Source organism: Pseudomonadales bacterium, from assembly GCA_024234215.1.
Taxonomy (GTDB): Bacteria; Pseudomonadota; Gammaproteobacteria; order Pseudomonadales; family UBA5862; genus JACKOQ01.
This window is the reverse complement of record JACKOQ010000002.1, coordinates 272,129-288,146: the sequence shown is the minus strand read 5'-3', so window position 1 is coordinate 288,146 and position 16,018 is coordinate 272,129. Positions and strand designations below refer to the sequence as shown.

The window sequence follows — 16,018 nt, the reverse complement described above, 5'->3', positions numbered from 1 at the left end:
GGTGGTTCGGTGGCTCTGCTGATAACGGTTGGCGCTGCGCGGCAATGGCAAGGCGCCAGAGCGGCCGACATTCTAGCCGATCCCCGGCGGTGGTGCAGTCGTTGCTTCGCCTGATGCAGGCAGTGGAATGTGCGGCCGGCGCAACAGAAAGGCGTGACCCAAACCGCGGTGGCGGTAGAATCGCCCGATTGTGGTCTGGATGCTCTTCATGTTCCCGCGCCGTCGACCTCTGCACGCTTTCATTCAGTTGACCCGACTCGATCGTCCGATCGGCATCTATCTGCTGCTGTGGCCGGTCGCCTGGGCGTTGTGGCTGGCGGCGGATGGCTGGCCGGGCTGGCGCCACCTGCTGGTCTTCACGCTGGGGACGGTGGTGATGCGTTCGCTGGGCTGCATCATCAACGACTGGGCTGACCGCGACCTTGACGGCCATGTGGCCCGCACCCGGCAGCGACCGCTGGTCACCGGCCTCGCCAGCAGCCGCGATGCGCTCGGCTATGGCCTGGGCCTGCTGCTGCTGGCGCTGCTGCTGGTGCTGCTGACCAACCGGCTGACGATGCTGCTCGCCATTGGCGCGCTGCTGCTGGCCGCGCTCTACCCCTTCATGAAGCGCCACACCCACCTGCCGCAACTGGTGCTGGGGGCGGCCTTTGCCTGGGGGGTGCCGATGGTCTTTGCCGCGGTGCAGGAGCGGGTGCCGGCCACGGCCTGGCTGATCTATCTGACCACCCTGCTCTGGACCGTCGCTTACGACACCCTCTATGCAATGGTTGACCGGGAGGATGACCTGAAGATCGGCATCAAATCGACCGCGATCCTGTTCGGCAGTGCCGACCGGGCGATGGTCGCCCTGCTGCAACTGCTGAGTCTGCTCGGCTGGGCGCTGATCGGTGTCAACTTCGATCTGGGCCTCTGCTATGCGCTGGCGGTGGTGGCGGCCGCCCTGCTGTTCGGTCATCAGCAGTGGTTGATCCGCGATCGGGCACCCGCCGCCTGTCTGGCCGCTTTTCTGCACAATCAGTGGGTCGGTGCCGTGCTGTTCGTCGGCATCGTGCTCGATCAACTGCTGCGCTGACGGAGGTCATGTGGAAGTTCGCCTCAGCCACCGGATCGACGAGATCGATCCAGCGCGGTGGGATGCAGTGGTCGGCCGCGACTATCCCTTTTTGCGCCACCCGTTTCTGCAGGCACTGGAGGCCAGTGGCGCGGTCAGTGTCGAGACCGGCTGGCAGCCGCTGCACCTGACACTGTGGGAGCAGGAGCGTCTGCTCGGGCTGATGCCGCTCTATCTCAAGAGCCACTCCTATGGCGAGTATGTCTTCGACTGGAGCTGGGCCGATGCCTACCGCCGCCATGGTCTCGACTACTATCCCAAACTGGTGACGGCGATCCCGTTCACACCGGCCAGCGGACCGCGGTTGCGGCTGGCCGACGGCCTCGACAGCGCCGAGGCGATCGGACGGGTGTCGATGACCCTGCACAACCTGGCCGAACGTCTGGGCGCCTCGTCATGGCATGGGCTCTTCTTCGAACCGGCACAACTGCCGCACTGGCTCGATCAGGGCCATCTGCTGCGCAAGGGCTGCCAGTTTCACTGGCACAACCCGGGGTTTCGCGACTTCGCCGATTTTCTCGACGGCTTCAACTCGCGCAAGCGCAAGGCGGTGCGGCGCGAGCGGCGTCTGGTCGAAGAGCAGGGGCTGCGCCTGGAGCGGCTGACCGGCGACCAGGTCAGCGAGGCGCTCTGGCAGCGCTTTTACGCCTGCTACCAGTCGACCTACCGGCAGCGTGGCCAGCGCGGCTACCTCAACCTCGACTTCTTTCTGCGTCTGGCGCAACAGATGGGCGAATCACTGCTGCTGGTGGTGGCGCGCCGCGAGGCAGAGGTGGTGGCGGCCGCGCTCAGTCTGCATGACGACGAGACGCTCTACGGACGCCACTGGGGCGCGCTCGAGCAGCATGATCAACTGCACTTCGAGGCCTGCTACTACCAGGGCATCGAGTTCTGCATCGAGCGCGGGTTGAAGCGATTCGACCCGGGCACCCAGGGCGAACACAAGATTCAGCGCGGCTTTGCCCCGGTCGAAACCCATTCGCTGCACTGGATCGCCGATGGCCGTTTTCGCCGGGCGATCGCCGACTTCGTCGCCGAAGAGGCGCTCGGCATCGACCGCTACCGCCAGCAGGCCGCGACGCTGCTGCCGTTCCGGCAGGGTGACTGAGCGTCGTCGCAGAGCTCAGTCCGCTGTCGGCGGCAACGGTGGCCGCATCGTGATGGCCATCACCACCATCAGCAGCGCGATGGCGGCAAAGCCGAGAAAGACCGGCCGATAGCTGTGCAGGCTGTCATGCGCCATGGCCGCAGCCACCGGTCCGACCGCCCCCAGCGCCGTGGCCACCAGGCTGCGCACCGAAAACAGCCGGGCATAGCTGCTGGCGCCAAAGTAGTTGGCGATCAGCGGAAAGCTCGCCACCGAGGCCATCCCATAGCCGATGCCGAACAGCACTGCGAACAGGTAGGCGATCCAGGGCTGGGTGGTCTGGTCGAGCACCACGATGCCAAGCAGTTGCACCAGCAGGCCGGCACCGAGCAGATAGCGGGGGTCGTAGCGGTCGCCCAGCACCCCGGTGAGCAGCCGTCCGCCGGTGTTGAACAGCCCGATCAGGCCGAGCACGGTGGCGCTCAGCACGATCGAAAGCCCCTGATCCTGCAGATGCAGCATCGCCTGGCTGTTGACGATGGTGTTGCCGATCACCACAAAGGCGCCGCTGATCACGATGGCCCAGAATGGGTAGGTGCGCAGCGCCTCGCGAAAGGTCCAGGGATATTGGGTCTGGTGGACACGGCTGCGCTTCACCGTGGTCGCTGCCGCATTGGCCTGGGTGGCCTTGCGGCCATCGGGCACTTCGCCGACCTCCTCGGGTGATTCCTTCACCGAAACCAGTGCCAGCAGCGAGGCAGCCAGTGTGCAGAGCGCCATGGCGACGAACACCAGCCGCCAGTTGTGGCTGGCGGCGATGATCCAGGCAAAGCTGGGCGCCGCGACGAAGCCGCCCAGACCCGACGCCGCCATGAAGACGCCCATCGCCAGCGCCCGACGCCGGCTGAACCAGCGGGTCAGCAACTGGGTGCCCGGCAGCACGGTCTGTATCGTCATGCCAAGGCCCAGCACGGCGGTGCCGAGGTAGAACAGCGGCAGCGAACTGCACAGGTAGACCACGGCCGCACCCACGGCCGCCACTGCTCCGCCGAGGGCGATGCAGAAGCGGCTGCCGCGGCGACGGATCAGCCAGTCCGCCACAAAGGGGGCGCAACCCAGCATCAGGTTGATGATCGAAAAGCCCGCGCTCACCTCGGTGCGGCTCCAGCCCATGCTGGCAACCACTTCGGGGATGACCACCGAAAAGCCGTAATAGATCGATCCGAGCGAAAGAAAATAGATCAGCGACAGTGCCGCCAGCAGTATCCAGCCGTAAAACATGAGTGTTCCTGTTGCCGCTGCCGATGGGCAGGGTGGGGCCGCCGGGGACCCCGGCTCCGCATCGGTCTATCGAATCCGCACAGTGGCGAAGAGTTCGTCAGCCCTGTCGACCTGGGTGTGGAAACCTGGCCTCTTTGGCATGGCGCCTGGTCGGGGAGAAACCGGTTCTCCCCTTGGGGTCGAGTCTCAGTGCCAGCAGCCGGCGGCGCAGCGGTGGCCGGTGGCTGCTGGCACCGCAGCCGCTGGTTCGGCCTTGGCACTGCTGCGACCGCTCATCACCTGACCGCCGGTGGCCAGTCGGCGCACCGGTGCATCGAGCGGAGTGCCTTGTGCATCGATGGCGGCCAGTTCGCACAGCTCACCCCATGAGTGCACTTCGCTCGACATGGCGTGTTTGACCTCGACGACTTGGCCGTTGCTGTCGCAGATGTAATCGTAGGTGGGCATCCCGATCTCTCCAGGCTGTGGGTGGCGGTCAAAAATAGGTCCAAATCATCACCATTGCAATGGTTGAATGGCGTGGCGCAACGGCTCTGAAACGGTGCTGGGGTATGATGGCAACAGAGTCGAAAGTGGATGTGTCACTGTGGATGCTGTCGCCTGGTGTAGCGGGGAGGATGAAGTTGATCGTTCGGCGGTTCATGGCACTGCTGCTGTTGGCACTGCTCTGCGGCATTGCGGGGTGCAGCCTGCTGTTCAGCAAACCGAAGCCGCCGGAGGTCTTCATCTCCAGCATTCACATCGAATCGCTGGCGCTGGCCGAGCAGGTGCTGCTGTTCCGGCTGTGGCTGCACAATCCCAACGACTATCCGGTGCCGATCCGCGAGCTGACCTACCGTGTCGAGCTGAACGACCAGCTCTTTGCCGAGGGTGGCAGCGCCGAGGCGGTGACGCTGCCGGCGCTCGGCGACAGTGAGATCGAGCTGCGCGCCCGCGTCCGCTCCACCCAGCTGCTGACGCAGCTCTCGCGCATGGCGCTGCGTGGGCAGTCGTCGGTTCGTTATCGACTGAACGGGCGGCTGACGCTGACCCGCGGCCATCTCGGTGTCGATTTCCGGCAGGAGGGTTCGCTCTCGCTGCCCGACCTCAGGTCGCTGCCCCGGCGGAGATGAGTGAAATGGTTCGATGCGCCGGACCCACAGCGTGCAGCCAGTGGTCGATGGCCGCCACGATCTGCTCCCAGCCCGGTTCAGCCACCAGCCAGTGGGCATGGTTCGGCAACTCCAGATAGGTGGCCACCCGCCGGTACCGCTGTGCGACCTGTCGCACCACACGGACTGGGGTGATGCGGTCCTCACGGCCGGCAATGATCAGCATCGGGCAGTCGATGCGGGATGCATCCAGCCGTGAGGCGTGGCGCAGATCGAGCGGCCACAGGCCGATCTCGAAGGTCGCCCGGCCCGATTCGTGGACGAAGCGGTCATAGGTTTCACGTTGCAGCGTCGGTGGCAGCCGGTGCAGCATCGAGTAGACGGCCTCGTCGAAGCCCTGCCGTGTCGGCCGCTGCCAGAAGCCCCAGCGGGTGGCAATGCGCCAGAAGCTCCTGATCACCGAAGGGGAGAGGGCGAGGATGCCGGCCGGAGAGGCCGGCGCCAGCAGCACCACCGCCCTGGCCAGTCCGCGACTGGCCAGCATCTGCGCCAGCAGGCCGCCCATCGAATGGCCGATCAGAACCGGTTTCTGCTCCAACTCGCCGATCTGCCGCGCCAGCGCATCGGCATAGTCGAGCAGGCTGGCGCAGCCGAGTCTCGGGTCGGGCGGCTGGCCCGGTGCGATGTCGTGGAACGGCAGGGTTGCGGCGAAGGTGCGATGACCGGCGGCCTCGAACAGCCGCCGATAGCCGGCCCAGTACCAGGGGCCGCCCCACATGCCGTGAATCATGAAGAGCGTTTCAGCCATGGCGCGGGCCGATGTGACGGGGCAGCCAGCAGGCTGACTGCCCCGTCGAGAGGGATTACTGGGTCGTCAGCTTGGTGCCGGCATCAGGCAGTGGCGCCAGCAGTTGCTGGGCCGCATCGCGCATGCTGTCGCTCTGGCCGATCAGCCCGGCCGGCAGCTTGGGCAGCGCGCTGATCAGCGACAGCAGCAGCGAGCAGGCATAGGGAATCGACTGCATCAGCAGCATGATCGCCCATGCCAGCAGATCGAGGGTCTCGGTGCCGAACTGGCTGATTATCGCGCCGGAGGCCAGCAGCAGCGCGGTCAGCATCAGGCTCTCCTCGCGTGCGGCGCTCAGCGCCTTCAGCAGTGCCTGGGCATCCGCCTGCTTCGGCGTGCGGAAGAAGGGCTTGTCCTTGACGAAGAAACCGGTCAGTACCGCCATGCCGATGGTGTGGGTCAGCGCCAGCCCGGCCACCGCGGCGGCGACCGTCTGGCGCAGGCTGGTGCCGACCCGGGTGCGGTAGAGGTAGATCAGCTTGCCGAGCTTGAACACGAACAGTGTCAGCGGCAGCACCGAGAAGATCAGCAGCGGCGGATCGATGGTCCTGGGCGCGAGCAGCATCGCGGCCGACCAGCCGAGCGCCGCCAGGTTGAAGATCACATTGATGCCATCCGCGATCCATGGCAGCCAGCCAGCCAGGAAGTGGTAACGCTGTCCCGGCGTCAGCCTGCCCTCGCCGCGCAGCAGTTGGCGCAGGTGACCACGCATGATCTGAATCGAGCCGAAGGCCCAGCGAAAACGCTGTTTCTTGAAGTCGGTGAAGGTGTCGGGCATCAGGCCGCGGCCATAGCTCTTGGGGATGTAGGTGGCTTCGAGTCCCTGCTCGAAGATGCGCAGTCCCAGTTCGGCATCCTCGGTGATGCACCACTCGGCCCAACCGTCGACCTGTTGCAGCGCATCCTTGCGCACCATGGTCATGGTGCCGTGCTGGATGATGGCGTTGCGTTCGTTGCGGGTGATCATGCCGATGTAGAAGAAGCCACGGTATTCGGCATGGATCATCGCCTTGAAGGCATTCTCGTGGGCGTCGCGGTAATCCTGCGGCGCCTGCACGATGGCGATCTTCTCCTTCAGCAGTTGCGGCACCAGGTCGCGCAGCCAGCGCGGGTCGACCTTGTAGTCGCTGTCGATCACCGCCACCACCTCGGCTTCTGCGGCAGTTTCGCGCAGTGCATAGTTGAGCGCGCCGGCCTTGAAGCCGGCCAGCGGGTCGACGTGGAAGAAGCGGAACCGCTCGCCCAGTTGTTCACAGTGGGCGGCGACCGGTTGCCACACCGCCGGATCCTTGGTGTTGTTGTCGATCACCAGCACCTCGAAGCGGGGATAATCGAGCTTGGCGAGCGCATCCAGCGTCTCGATCATCATCGGCGCCGGCTCGTTGTAGGCCGGCACATGGATCGACACCATCGGCAGCAGCGCCTCATCCACCTCGGTCGGCTTGAACAGCCGACGATGCTGTTGCAGCCAGAGCGCCTCGGCCCATTCGTGGGCTTCGGCAAACAGCACCACGATGACGCCGATCATCCCCAGCACCAGCAGAATGCCTACCACCACCGAGGTGAGGGTCTGGTACTGGTTGCTGTAGTCATAGATGATCCAGACCACCGCGGTGGCCGCGCTGTAGGCGACGATCGCCAGAAAGCTGCGGCCGCGGCTGCGCAGGAACCTGCTGTCGATCAGCAGCAGGCCGAAGGTGACCAGCGCCACGACGATCGAGATGCCGGCCAGCATCGGCCAGTTCGGAATCTCGACGATCGGTTCGGAGAAGGGGAACTTCGGCTCGCGCCAGACGTTGTAGACCCCCCAGTAGGCACCGACGCCGCTCTCGACGCCATGCTTCCAGGGCTGGTCGAAGGCCTCCATCAGGTAGTAGGTGTAATTTTCCTCTTTGGCCAGCGCAAGAAAGCGGCGCAGAAAAATCGCCTCGTTGGCTGACGAGGCCACCGCGCTCTGCCGGGTGCGACCATTGCTCGGCCAGCCGACCTCGCCGATGATCACCGGCTTGTTGGGAAAGGCGGCCTTGATCTTGTCGGTCTGCTCCTTGACGTAGTCGACGGCATGTTCCAGCGCGATGCCCTCCCAGTAGGGCAGCAGGTGGATGGTGATGAAATCGACATGGTCGGCCAGTTCGGGGTACTTCAGCCAGATGTGCCAAGGTTCGGCGGTGCTGATCGGAATGTCGGTTCGGCCACGCACCTGATCCAGGTAGGCGGTCAACTGCTCGATGCTCACCTCGCCACGCAGCAGCGATTCGTTGCCGACCATCAGCCGCACGACGTTGGTCGAGCGGTTGGCGATGTCGATCAGCCGTTTCAGCTCACGCTGGGTCGCCTCGGCATCGCCACTGACCCAGCCGCCCAACGTGACGTTGATCTTGTGCGCCTTGGCGAGGTCGGGAATCTCCCCCAGGCTGCCCTCCACGGTGTAGGTGCGCACCGCATGGGTCCGGCCCGACAGCAGCGCCAGATCCTCGTCAATCTGCTCGATGCTGGGATAACGCTGATCGGTCGGATCCTGATCGGCGCGGAACGGCGCAAAGGAGAAGCCCTGGATGGTCTTTGGCCAGGCCGGCTCGGTGTCGGGGCGGTTCATGCCGGCCCAGAACATCAATGTGAGTGCCGCGACGGCAATGGCGATGATGAAGCTCTCTTTGTTCATTGATGAAGGTGTCGCTGAAGGGGGCGTTGATTGAAATTCTCGGGCCAGCCGAACCGGTTTTACAACTGCGGGGTCGAACGGTGGCGTACCGCGTGTGACCGATGAAACCGCCAAATGTTCACTGTCATCGAGTCGATGGTGAACGGGCGGCCAGCCAGCTCAGCAGCAGGAAGGCCAGCACCAGGGCGAAGGTGGCCTGCGCCGCGTTGTAGAGCACCAGGCCGAGGATGCCGAGCATCAGCGCCAGGATGCCGAGTCGACGGCTGCGCCGCGTCACTGCCAGCAGGGCAATGCCGAGGCTGAGCCAGCCGAGCAGCCGCCAGTGGATGATCAACCCCATGCCGGTGCGCAGGGTGCAGGACAGCCCATGCGCCGCCTCGGCGCAGCGGTTCACCATCTCGACCGACTCCATCAGGCCATAACGAACGCTTGCAGTGGCGGCATAGGCGGTGACACCGGCGATCAGCATCGGCCTGAGCGCCGACAGTCGCTGCCCCGGGCTTTCGCGCCACAGCGGCCAGGCCAGCAGCAGCGTCACCAGCAGCCACAGGTCGGCCTGCAGGTTGAGCGGGGTCTCGTTCAGCAGGATGAAACCGGCGCTGAAAGTCAGAAAGAGTGCGATGTGGCGCTCGATCAGACTGGCATTGGCGGAGGTGACCGGACGCCTGAACAGCCACAGATAGGCCAGTGCCGGCAGCACGAAGGCCTGACTGTTGAAACTGAGGTAGCGGGCATTGAAGACAAGTCCGGTGTTCTCGACCAGCGCGCAGAACAGAATTGCGGCGCGCAGCCAGCCATTCAGCCAGGGCAGGTCGAAGCGGGTCCGGTGCGCTGTGGGATCGAGCAGCGTGGCGATCGGCAACGGTGGCGCGATCTGGCCACCGGTCAGCGCCTGGATGGTCAACAGGTAGACACCGAGGCTCAGCGCCATGATGAATGCGGCCCAGGCATACTCCCAGCCGTTGCGCGCACTCTGGCTGAACTGATCGGCCTGCATCGCCAGCAGCAGCGCGCCCGCGACCAGGGTGGCAATGACCAGCGCCCAGCGCGCAGTCGGCAGCCTGCGCGGCTGAATCAGCAGTGGCAGGCAGAGCGCCACGGCGAAGGCCGACAGCAACAGCAGTGTCCGCCACTGCGCAAAGTGGCTGACCGCGCCGGAGAGCACCCCCTTGTCGGCCCGATGGGTGTCGTAGAGACCCCAGTAGCCGCCGGCAGCCCCCTCGTTGATCCGCTTCCATGGCTGGTCGAAGGCTTCGATCAGGTTGTACTGCCATCCCTGCTGTTCGGCGAGCTGCACGAAGCCGCGAATGAAGCGAGCCTGGTTGGTCAGGCTGGGCAGGGCCCCCTCGCGCATCCGGCCGGCGGAGGGCCAGCCGGTCTCGCCGATCAGCAGACGCTTGCCGGGAATCTGTTCTGTGACCTCGCCGTACACCTGGCTGATGTGGGCGATGGCCGTGTCGATGCTGGCCGGATCATCCTCCCAGTAGGGCAGGATATGGATGGTGACGAAGTCGGTGGCGGGAGCGACCTCGGGGTGTTTGAGCCAGAATTCCCAGACATCGGCATAGGTGACCGGAACCTCGGGCAGCGCCGCCTTGACCTGGCGCAGGTAGCTGGCCAGTTGCGCGCCGGTCACCTCCTTGCGCAGCAGTGTCTCGTTGCCGACGATGACGGCGCGCACCACGGCGGGATGCTGTTTTGCCAGTGCGATCACCCGTTCCAGCTCCTTGCGGGTCGCCACTGGATCGGCACTGACCCAGGCACCGAGCAGCACCTTCAGGCCGAACTTTCCGGCCAGCTTCGGCACCGCTTCGAGACCGGTGACCGAGTAGGTTCTGACGCATTCGAAGCGCTGCGACAGCAGCGCCAGATCCTGCTCGATGCGCCGTTCGGAGATGGTCAGGCCATCATCGAGGTCGAACGGTGACTGTGCCTTCTCGAAAGGCGCATAGGAGACGCACTGCAACTTCTGTCCTGCGGTCAGCCCGGCTGGCTGCACCGCTCGCGGCTGGCCGAGCAGCGACCACAGCGCGACGAGCAGCAACAGGGCAAGGAGGTAGGCAATGGGTCCGGACAGGCGCGTCATCGGCGGCGAATTCCATGCGGGTTGAATCGAACGTGTGGCATTGCGGGTTGCGCGTGCCAAACCGCAGGCGCGGATTCTACACGTCGAAGACGAGCTGCGGACGGGGCAGCATCGATTTGCGCGCTGAGAGCTCCTGAATCAGCGCCGGCAACTGTTCGGCCGCAATGGCAGCGCCGAACAGATGGCCCTGGGCGAGGTCGCAGCCCTGGTCGAGCAGAAACCGCAGTTGCTGCACGCTCTCGACCCCTTCCGCAGCCACGGTCAGCCCCAGCCGGTGAGCCATCACGATCACCGCTTCGGTGATGGCGACATCCTCCTCGCGGTTCGGAATGCCCTGGATGAAGCGCCGATCGATCTTGACGCTGTCGATCGGCAGCTCCTTGAGCAGATGCAGTGAGGAGTAACCGGTGCCGAAATCATCGATGGCGATGGTGACGCCGAGTCTGCGCAACTGCCACAGCACCCGGTTGGCGGCCTCCAGTTGCTGGGAGAGAAAACTTTCGTGGATCTCGATCGTCAGCAGGCTGGCAGGGAAGCGGTGCCGGTCGAGGCTGGCAGCGAGCGTGTCGATCAGGGCCGGGTCGAGCAGTTGGCGCACCGAGAGGTTGATGGCCATCCGGTAGGCCTTGCCCGGCTCGCTGTTTCGCAGCCATGCGCCTTGGGCAATCGCCTCGGCCACCGTCCAGTGGCCATGCTCGATGATCAGGCCGCTCTGCTCCAGCGTGCCGAGGAATCGCTCTGGACCGAGCAGCCCTTCGGTCGGGTGGCTCCAGCGACTCAACGCCTCGAAGCCGATCAGGCGCTGATCGGCCAGGGTGAACTGCGGCTGGTAGTGGAGCTGGAACTGCTGGTCGGCCAGTGCGCTTTTCAGCTCATCCTGTGCGCGCATCCGCGCCAGCGCCGACCGGTTCATCTCTTCGGCAAAGAAGCGGTAGCCGTTGCGGTTCTGCTCCTTGATGCTGTACATCGCCAGGTCGGCGTAACGCATCAGTTCGGTGCTCTCCTGGCCATCGGCCGGGATCATCGCAATGCCGATGCTGGCGCCGACGGTCACTGCGTGCCCGTTGATCGATACCGGCTGACGCAGGGCGTCGAGAATGTTGCCGGCCACCTTCTCGGCCGCCTTGATGTCCGCCTTGTGCAGCAGGATGGTGAACTCATCGCCGCCGAGCCGTGCGACCGAATCCTCCCGGCGCACATGGGCCGTCAGACGCTGTGCCACGCTCTGCAGCAGTTGATCACCCGCTTCGTGGCCGAGGGTGTCGTTGACCTCCTTGAAGCGATCGAGGTCGATGAACAGCAGGGCGGCGGTCTCATGGTGGCGCCGGCAGGATTGCAAGGTCTGTTCGAGCCGGTCCCTGAACAGCTGGCGGTTGGGCAGTCGGGTCAGGCTGTCGAAAAAGGCGAGCTGGGTCAGGTCGGCCTGCGCGGCCTTCAGCTCCGAGACATCGTGGTAGTTGACGACGATGCCCTGCACGCCCGGGACATCGAGCATCGGCACGATGTAGCCCTCCACATCGAGCCAGTGGCCCTGTCGGTGGTGGATGCGGACGTTGCTGAAACGGTGGACAGTGCCGCTCTGCTGTCGTGCCAGATTGAGCTGGCCCATGAAGAGCGCCAGATCCTCCGGATGCACGATGCCCTGTATCGACAGCGTGTTTTGGGTCGGTTTCGACCAGCCCAGTGCCCGATAGGTGGATGGACTCAGATAGCGCACCTGATGCTGCGCATCGAGAATGGTCACCATGCTGGGGCTGTTTTCGGTGAGGGCGCGGAACATCTGCTCCGAATCGATGCGTTTGTCGACCTCTCGCTGTAGCGCGGCGTTGACTCGTGAGAGATCCAGATCCTTCCAGAAGTTGATCCGCACGGCCCGCTGGTGTTGCCACAGGTAGCCGGAGATGGCCAGATTGAACGCGGCCAGCTTCAATCCGGTGGCGATCAGGTCATAGGGGGCGATCCCGGGCGTCAGGCTGTTCACCCACAGAAAACCCAGACTCAACAGCAGGTTGAAGGTGATGGTCCACAGCAGACGCAGTGGTGCGCAGAGATAGAACAGGGTCGTCATCAGAAACAGCGTGCCAAGGCGCGCCTGTGGATCCAGGGCCTGCGCGTGGCAGAGATAGAGGTAGAGCCCGCCAATGCCGGCCATGCTGAGAAAGCAGAGCTGGTTGGCCAGGCGTGCTCTGTCGCAGGCGGCCGCCACGGCCGGCAGAGCGCAGAGCAGAATCAGACCGAACCGCGCCAGCCCGATGGGGGTCGAGAGAGTGGCTGCGCCAAAGCGCAGATAGTCGCCATAGGCTGCGATCGAGAACAGCAGGCAGCCGATCAGGGAGAGCAGATGGATCTGATCGCGTCGGCGTGGCCAGAGTGCGCGCAGAAAGCGCCGCTCCAGCCGGTCCGAGATGAATTCGGCCAGCACCGGATGAAGCACGGCTTCCCCATTCCTCTCTTTATCGTTTTGGGGGTCTGGATTTTGCAAGGCGGAATTCTTTTGCGTGATGCGTCAAGGGCCGAGCGTCGGCAACGGTAGAGGGTTGGGCATCGGCGAAGAGCCTCACTGATCAAGCATAGTCGAGATTTTGCCAGATGCAGGCAGAGATGGGGCGGTCGATCCGGCCGCAACGGATTCACCCTCGGGCGAATCAATCCGTTACCATCTCTGCCTGATCGGCGCCAGAGCGGGAGAGTCCTGGCGGCTGGCCACGCTCTTTTTCATCCACACACAGCAGCGGGCTTACGTGATGCAGGTGCTTTATCCGGAAATCAAACCCTATCAACGCCACTGGCTGAAGGTCAGCGACCTGCATGAGCTCTATCTGGAGGAGAGTGGCAATCCACGGGGCATTCCGGTGCTCTTCGTCCATGGTGGACCGGGTGCCGCCTGCGATGCCAACAGCCGCCGCTTCTTCAACCCCGAGAAGTACCGCATCATCTGCTTCGATCAGCGCGGCTGCGGCCGCTCGACCCCGCATGCCGAACTGAAAGAGAACACCACCCACCATCTGGTCGGTGACATGGAGCGCATCCGCACACTGCTTGGCATCGAGCGCTGGCTGCTGTTCGGCGGCTCCTGGGGCTCGACCCTCAGCCTGGTCTATGCCCAGAGCCATCCCGAACGGGTGCTGGCGATGGTGCTGCGTGGCATCTTTCTCTGTCGCCAGCAGGATCTGCACTGGTTCTATCAGCAGGGGGCGAGTCTGGTCTTTCCCGATTACTGGCGCGACTACCTCGAACCGATTCCGCCGGCGGAGCGCGATGCGATGATCACCGCCTACTACCACCGGCTGACCGGCAGCGACGAGATCGCCCGCATGGGCGCTGCCAAGGTGTGGGCACAGTGGGAGGCGCGCTGCTCGACGCTGAAGCCGCGCAAGGATCTGATCGACTGGTTCATCAAACCACAGCGGGCGCTGGCCCTGGCGCGCATCGAGGCGCACTACTTCGCCCATGAGACCTTTCTCGAAGCCAACCAGATTCTGCGCAACGCCGAACGGCTGGCCGGCATTCCCGGCATGCTGATCCATGGCCGCTACGACATGGTCTGTCCGCTCGACAACGCCATCGCCCTGCAGAACCACTGGCCCGACGCCGAGTTGCAGATCATCCGCGAGGCCGGCCACGCCGCCACCGAACCGGGCATCACCGATGCGCTGATTCGCGCCACCGACGAGATGGCGCGCCGGTTCAGCGATGGCACATTGCCGACCGCATGAAGGCAGTGATCCAGCGGGTCGCCTGGGCCAGGGTGGTGGTGGCGGGTGAAGAGGTCGGCGCGATCGGTGCGGGCATCCTCGCGCTGATCGGCGTCGAGCCGGACGACACGCCGGCGCGGGCAGCGCTTCTGCTCGATCGGCTGGTGCGCTACCGCATCTTTGCCGATGAGAGTGGCCGGATGAACCGCAGTCTGCTCGACACCGGAGGTGAGCTGCTGCTGGTGCCGCAGTTCACGCTGGTGGCCGACACCCGCCGGGGATTGCGACCCAGCTTCTCATCCGCCGCCAGCCCGGCGCAGGGGCGCGAGCTGTTCGACCTGCTGCTGGCGCAGGCAGCGCAGCTCCCCTGCAAGGTGGCGTCAGGACGCTACGGCGCCGACATGGCGGTCAGCCTGCTCAATCAGGGTCCGGTCACCTTCTGGCTGGAAAGCTGACGCCCGCGACCGGCCGGGACGGGGTTTCAGTGCGGCGGTTGCGTCGTGACCTCCGTCTTCACCGGCTCCGCTGGCGGCGTCAGCAGCCGTCCGCACAGCAGTCCGGCCTCGAACAGCAGCCACATCGGCACTGCCAGCATCGTCTGCGAGAAGACATCGGGTGGCGTCAGCACCATGCCGATGACGAAGCAGAGCACGATCACATGGGGACGCTTGTCGGCCAGGGCGGCGGCCGACACGATGCCGGCGCGGATCAGCAGCACGGTGGCGACGGGCACCTCGAAGGTGATGCCGAACGAGAACAGAAACTTCAGCACGAAGTCGAGATACTGGTTGATGTCGGTCATCAGCGCGACCCCTTGCGGCGCCGTGCTGGTGAAGAAGGCGAACAGTGTCGGCAGCACCAGAAAATAGCCAAAGGCGATGCCGCCATAGAACAGCAGGATGCTGGCCAGCAGCAGCGGCAGCGCAAAGCGTTTTTCGTGGCGATACATGCCCGGGGCGATGAAGCTCCAGAGCTGGTAGAGCAGATAGGGCATCGCCAGCAGCAGCGCCACCACCGAGGTCAGCTTGAACGGGGCGAAGAAGGGCGAGGCCACCTCGGTGGCGATCATGCTGCTGCCGGCTGGCAGCAGTGCGGTCAACGGCCTGGAGAAGAACAGGTAGATCTCGTTGGCAAACGGCAGCAGCGCCAACAGCAGCAGCACCGTCACCGCCACGATGCGGATCAGTCGGCTGCGCAGCTCGCGCAGGTGGAACAGCAGCGACGATTCGGTGGCTGCATCATCCGCTTGTGGGTCAGTGGCGCTCATTGGCCGGGTCATGCGCGGTGGTGACGGGTGGCGCTGGCGGTGGTGCGGGCCTGCTCAGGCGGTTGGGATCCTCGCCCAGCTTGCGCAGCACCTCTTCGTTGTGCAGTTGCTGCATGATCTCGTCGGTGCCCAGCTCATCCTTGATGCTCTGCTTGGCATCGCGCATGGCGCGGCGCAGCCGGCCGAGCCAGAGTGCGCCGTTGCGCGCCAGTTCGGGCAGCCGCTCCGGGCCGAACACCAGCAGGGCGACGACCCCCACCAGCAGCAGTTCGCTGAAACCGATGTCGAACATGGCGAACTCCCGCCGCTACGGCTGACGTTCCGGGCTCTTCTCTTTGGCTTCGCCTTCGATCACCCGTGCACTCGGCTGCTCTTCGACCTTGTCGCCGCCTTTGTCATCCTTCATGGCATCGCGAAACCCCTTCAGCGCATTGCCGAGGTCGCCGCCCAGGTTGCGCAGCCGCTTGGTGCCGAACAGCAGCAGCACGATGCCGAAGATCAGCAGTAACTCCGTGAGACCAAAGCGTCCCATGTCGACTCCTCCTAGCTGTGATTGGATGTGGGCCGGGCGGCCTTCTCGGCCAGGCCCGACAGGCCAAAGCGCCGTTGCAGCTCCGCCAGCACCTGGTCGTGGTGCAGGCCGAGGTGGCTCAGCATCACCAGGCAGTGGAACCAGAGGTCGGCGGTCTCGCGGATCAGCGGCTCGCCGTCGCCGCTCGACTGCATCTGCTTGGCCGCCAGCACGGTCTCGACCGCCTCTTCGCCCACCTTCTTCAGAATCTGATCGAGCCCCTTGGCATGCAGGCTGGCGACATAGGAGTCGGCCGCGGCCATCGTCTTGCGTGCCTCCAGCACCTCGGCCAGCCGTTGCAGGACATCGCTCATGGT

The 16,018-nt window shown here is 64.8% G+C and carries 15 protein-coding genes; 5 read left to right on the top strand and 10 right to left on the bottom strand.

Annotated features, from left to right (window positions below):
• Positions 1 to 199 precede the first annotated feature (199 nt).
• Together ubiA and H7A13_05715 are read left to right on the top strand one after the other, a co-directional pair.
• Positions 200 to 1,075 carry a 4-hydroxybenzoate octaprenyltransferase gene (ubiA, locus tag H7A13_05720; protein ID MCP5332840.1) on the top strand — a complete coding sequence of 292 codons (876 nt, stop codon included), beginning with the start codon at positions 200 to 202 and terminating at the stop codon, positions 1,073 to 1,075.
• 10 nt (positions 1,076 to 1,085) lie between these two features.
• Positions 1,086 to 2,222: an N-acetyltransferase gene (locus H7A13_05715; protein MCP5332839.1), complete on the top strand. Its 1,137-nt coding sequence runs from the start codon at positions 1,086 to 1,088 to the stop codon at positions 2,220 to 2,222.
• Positions 2,223 to 2,237: 15 nt separating this feature from the next.
• Here the strand turns inward: H7A13_05715 and H7A13_05710 are convergent, their stop codons facing one another.
• Positions 2,238 to 3,482, bottom strand: a complete 1,245-nt coding sequence (locus H7A13_05710) for an MFS transporter (GenBank protein ID MCP5332838.1) — start codon at positions 3,480 to 3,482, stop codon at positions 2,238 to 2,240.
• A gap of 186 nt (positions 3,483 to 3,668) precedes the next feature.
• Positions 3,669 to 3,929 (bottom strand): zinc ribbon domain-containing protein, encoded by a 261-nt coding sequence (locus H7A13_05705; GenBank protein ID MCP5332837.1) that lies wholly within the window; start codon positions 3,927 to 3,929, stop codon positions 3,669 to 3,671.
• Positions 3,930 to 4,099: 170 nt separating this feature from the next.
• Between H7A13_05705 and H7A13_05700 the strand changes: the two genes are divergently transcribed.
• On the top strand, positions 4,100 to 4,594 hold the full coding sequence (locus H7A13_05700; protein ID MCP5332836.1) for an LEA type 2 family protein: 495 nt from the start codon (positions 4,100 to 4,102) through the stop codon (positions 4,592 to 4,594).
• Here H7A13_05700 and H7A13_05695 read toward each other — a convergent pair.
• The 4 genes from H7A13_05695 to H7A13_05680 form a co-directional block, all read right to left on the bottom strand.
• On the bottom strand, positions 4,569 to 5,381 hold the full coding sequence (locus H7A13_05695; protein ID MCP5332835.1) for an alpha/beta hydrolase: 813 nt from the start codon (positions 5,379 to 5,381) through the stop codon (positions 4,569 to 4,571). The genes H7A13_05700 and H7A13_05695 overlap by 26 nt on opposite strands.
• Positions 5,382 to 5,436: 55 nt before the next feature.
• Positions 5,437 to 8,082 carry a glycosyltransferase gene (locus tag H7A13_05690; protein MCP5332834.1) on the bottom strand — a complete coding sequence of 882 codons (2,646 nt, stop codon included), beginning with the start codon at positions 8,080 to 8,082 and terminating at the stop codon, positions 5,437 to 5,439.
• Positions 8,083 to 8,206: 124 nt separating this feature from the next.
• Positions 8,207 to 10,168, bottom strand: coding sequence for a hypothetical protein (locus tag H7A13_05685; protein ID MCP5332833.1), 1,962 nt, complete (start codon positions 10,166 to 10,168; stop codon positions 8,207 to 8,209).
• Positions 10,169 to 10,244: 76 nt separating this feature from the next.
• Positions 10,245 to 12,602 carry an EAL domain-containing protein gene (locus H7A13_05680; GenBank protein MCP5332832.1) on the bottom strand — a complete coding sequence of 786 codons (2,358 nt, stop codon included), beginning with the start codon at positions 12,600 to 12,602 and terminating at the stop codon, positions 10,245 to 10,247.
• 310 nt (positions 12,603 to 12,912) lie between these two features.
• On the opposite strand from H7A13_05680, the gene pip reads away from it, so the two are divergent.
• Positions 12,913 to 13,884, top strand: coding sequence for a prolyl aminopeptidase (gene pip, locus H7A13_05675; protein ID MCP5332831.1), 972 nt, complete (start codon positions 12,913 to 12,915; stop codon positions 13,882 to 13,884).
• The gene (locus tag H7A13_05670) at positions 13,881 to 14,318 is read left to right on the top strand and encodes a D-tyrosyl-tRNA(Tyr) deacylase (GenBank protein MCP5332830.1); all 438 of its coding nucleotides are present in this window, start codon (positions 13,881 to 13,883) and stop codon (positions 14,316 to 14,318) included. The genes pip and H7A13_05670 overlap by 4 nt, the downstream gene beginning before the upstream one ends.
• A 26-nt stretch (positions 14,319 to 14,344) precedes the next feature.
• On the opposite strand, the gene tatC is transcribed toward H7A13_05670, so the two are convergent.
• The 4 genes from tatC to H7A13_05650 are packed head-to-tail and all read right to left on the bottom strand — an operon-like array spanning position 14,345 to position 16,015.
• Entirely contained in the window at positions 14,345 to 15,130 is a 786-nt protein-coding gene (gene tatC, locus H7A13_05665; protein MCP5332829.1) for a twin-arginine translocase subunit TatC, read from the bottom strand.
• The gene (tatB, locus tag H7A13_05660) at positions 15,117 to 15,422 is read right to left on the bottom strand and encodes a twin-arginine translocase subunit TatB (protein MCP5332828.1); all 306 of its coding nucleotides are present in this window, start codon (positions 15,420 to 15,422) and stop codon (positions 15,117 to 15,119) included. The genes tatC and tatB overlap by 14 nt, the downstream gene beginning before the upstream one ends.
• Positions 15,423 to 15,437: 15 nt before the next feature.
• Positions 15,438 to 15,662 (bottom strand): Sec-independent protein translocase subunit TatA, encoded by a 225-nt coding sequence (locus H7A13_05655; GenBank protein MCP5332827.1) that lies wholly within the window; start codon positions 15,660 to 15,662, stop codon positions 15,438 to 15,440.
• An 11-nt stretch (positions 15,663 to 15,673) separates the two neighbouring features.
• Positions 15,674 to 16,015 carry a phosphoribosyl-ATP diphosphatase gene (locus H7A13_05650; GenBank protein ID MCP5332826.1) on the bottom strand — a complete coding sequence of 114 codons (342 nt, stop codon included), beginning with the start codon at positions 16,013 to 16,015 and terminating at the stop codon, positions 15,674 to 15,676.
• Between the last annotated feature and the right edge of the window lie 3 nt (positions 16,016 to 16,018).

What these genes read in the sequence shown, in the direction of transcription:
- H7A13_05695 (MCP5332835.1), bottom strand. Translation starts at nt 5,381, where the DNA reads ATGGCTGAAACGCTCTTCATGATTCACGGCATGTGGGGCGGCCCCTGG.
- H7A13_05685 (MCP5332833.1), bottom strand. Translation starts at nt 10,168, where the DNA reads ATGACGCGCCTGTCCGGACCCATTGCCTACCTCCTTGCCCTGTTGCTG.
- H7A13_05690 (MCP5332834.1), bottom strand. Translation starts at nt 8,082, where the DNA reads ATGAACAAAGAGAGCTTCATCATCGCCATTGCCGTCGCGGCACTCACA.
- pip (MCP5332831.1), top strand. Translation starts at nt 12,913, where the DNA reads ATGCAGGTGCTTTATCCGGAAATCAAACCCTATCAACGCCACTGGCTG.
- tatB (MCP5332828.1), bottom strand. Translation starts at nt 15,422, where the DNA reads ATGTTCGACATCGGTTTCAGCGAACTGCTGCTGGTGGGGGTCGTCGCC.
- H7A13_05655 (MCP5332827.1), bottom strand. Translation starts at nt 15,662, where the DNA reads ATGGGACGCTTTGGTCTCACGGAGTTACTGCTGATCTTCGGCATCGTG.
- H7A13_05700 (MCP5332836.1), top strand. Translation starts at nt 4,100, where the DNA reads ATGAAGTTGATCGTTCGGCGGTTCATGGCACTGCTGCTGTTGGCACTG.
- H7A13_05650 (MCP5332826.1), bottom strand. Translation starts at nt 16,015, where the DNA reads ATGAGCGATGTCCTGCAACGGCTGGCCGAGGTGCTGGAGGCACGCAAG.
- H7A13_05710 (MCP5332838.1), bottom strand. Translation starts at nt 3,482, where the DNA reads ATGTTTTACGGCTGGATACTGCTGGCGGCACTGTCGCTGATCTATTTT.
- ubiA (MCP5332840.1), top strand. Translation starts at nt 200, where the DNA reads ATGCTCTTCATGTTCCCGCGCCGTCGACCTCTGCACGCTTTCATTCAG.
- tatC (MCP5332829.1), bottom strand. Translation starts at nt 15,130, where the DNA reads ATGAGCGCCACTGACCCACAAGCGGATGATGCAGCCACCGAATCGTCG.
- H7A13_05670 (MCP5332830.1), top strand. Translation starts at nt 13,881, where the DNA reads ATGAAGGCAGTGATCCAGCGGGTCGCCTGGGCCAGGGTGGTGGTGGCG.
- H7A13_05705 (MCP5332837.1), bottom strand. Translation starts at nt 3,929, where the DNA reads ATGCCCACCTACGATTACATCTGCGACAGCAACGGCCAAGTCGTCGAG.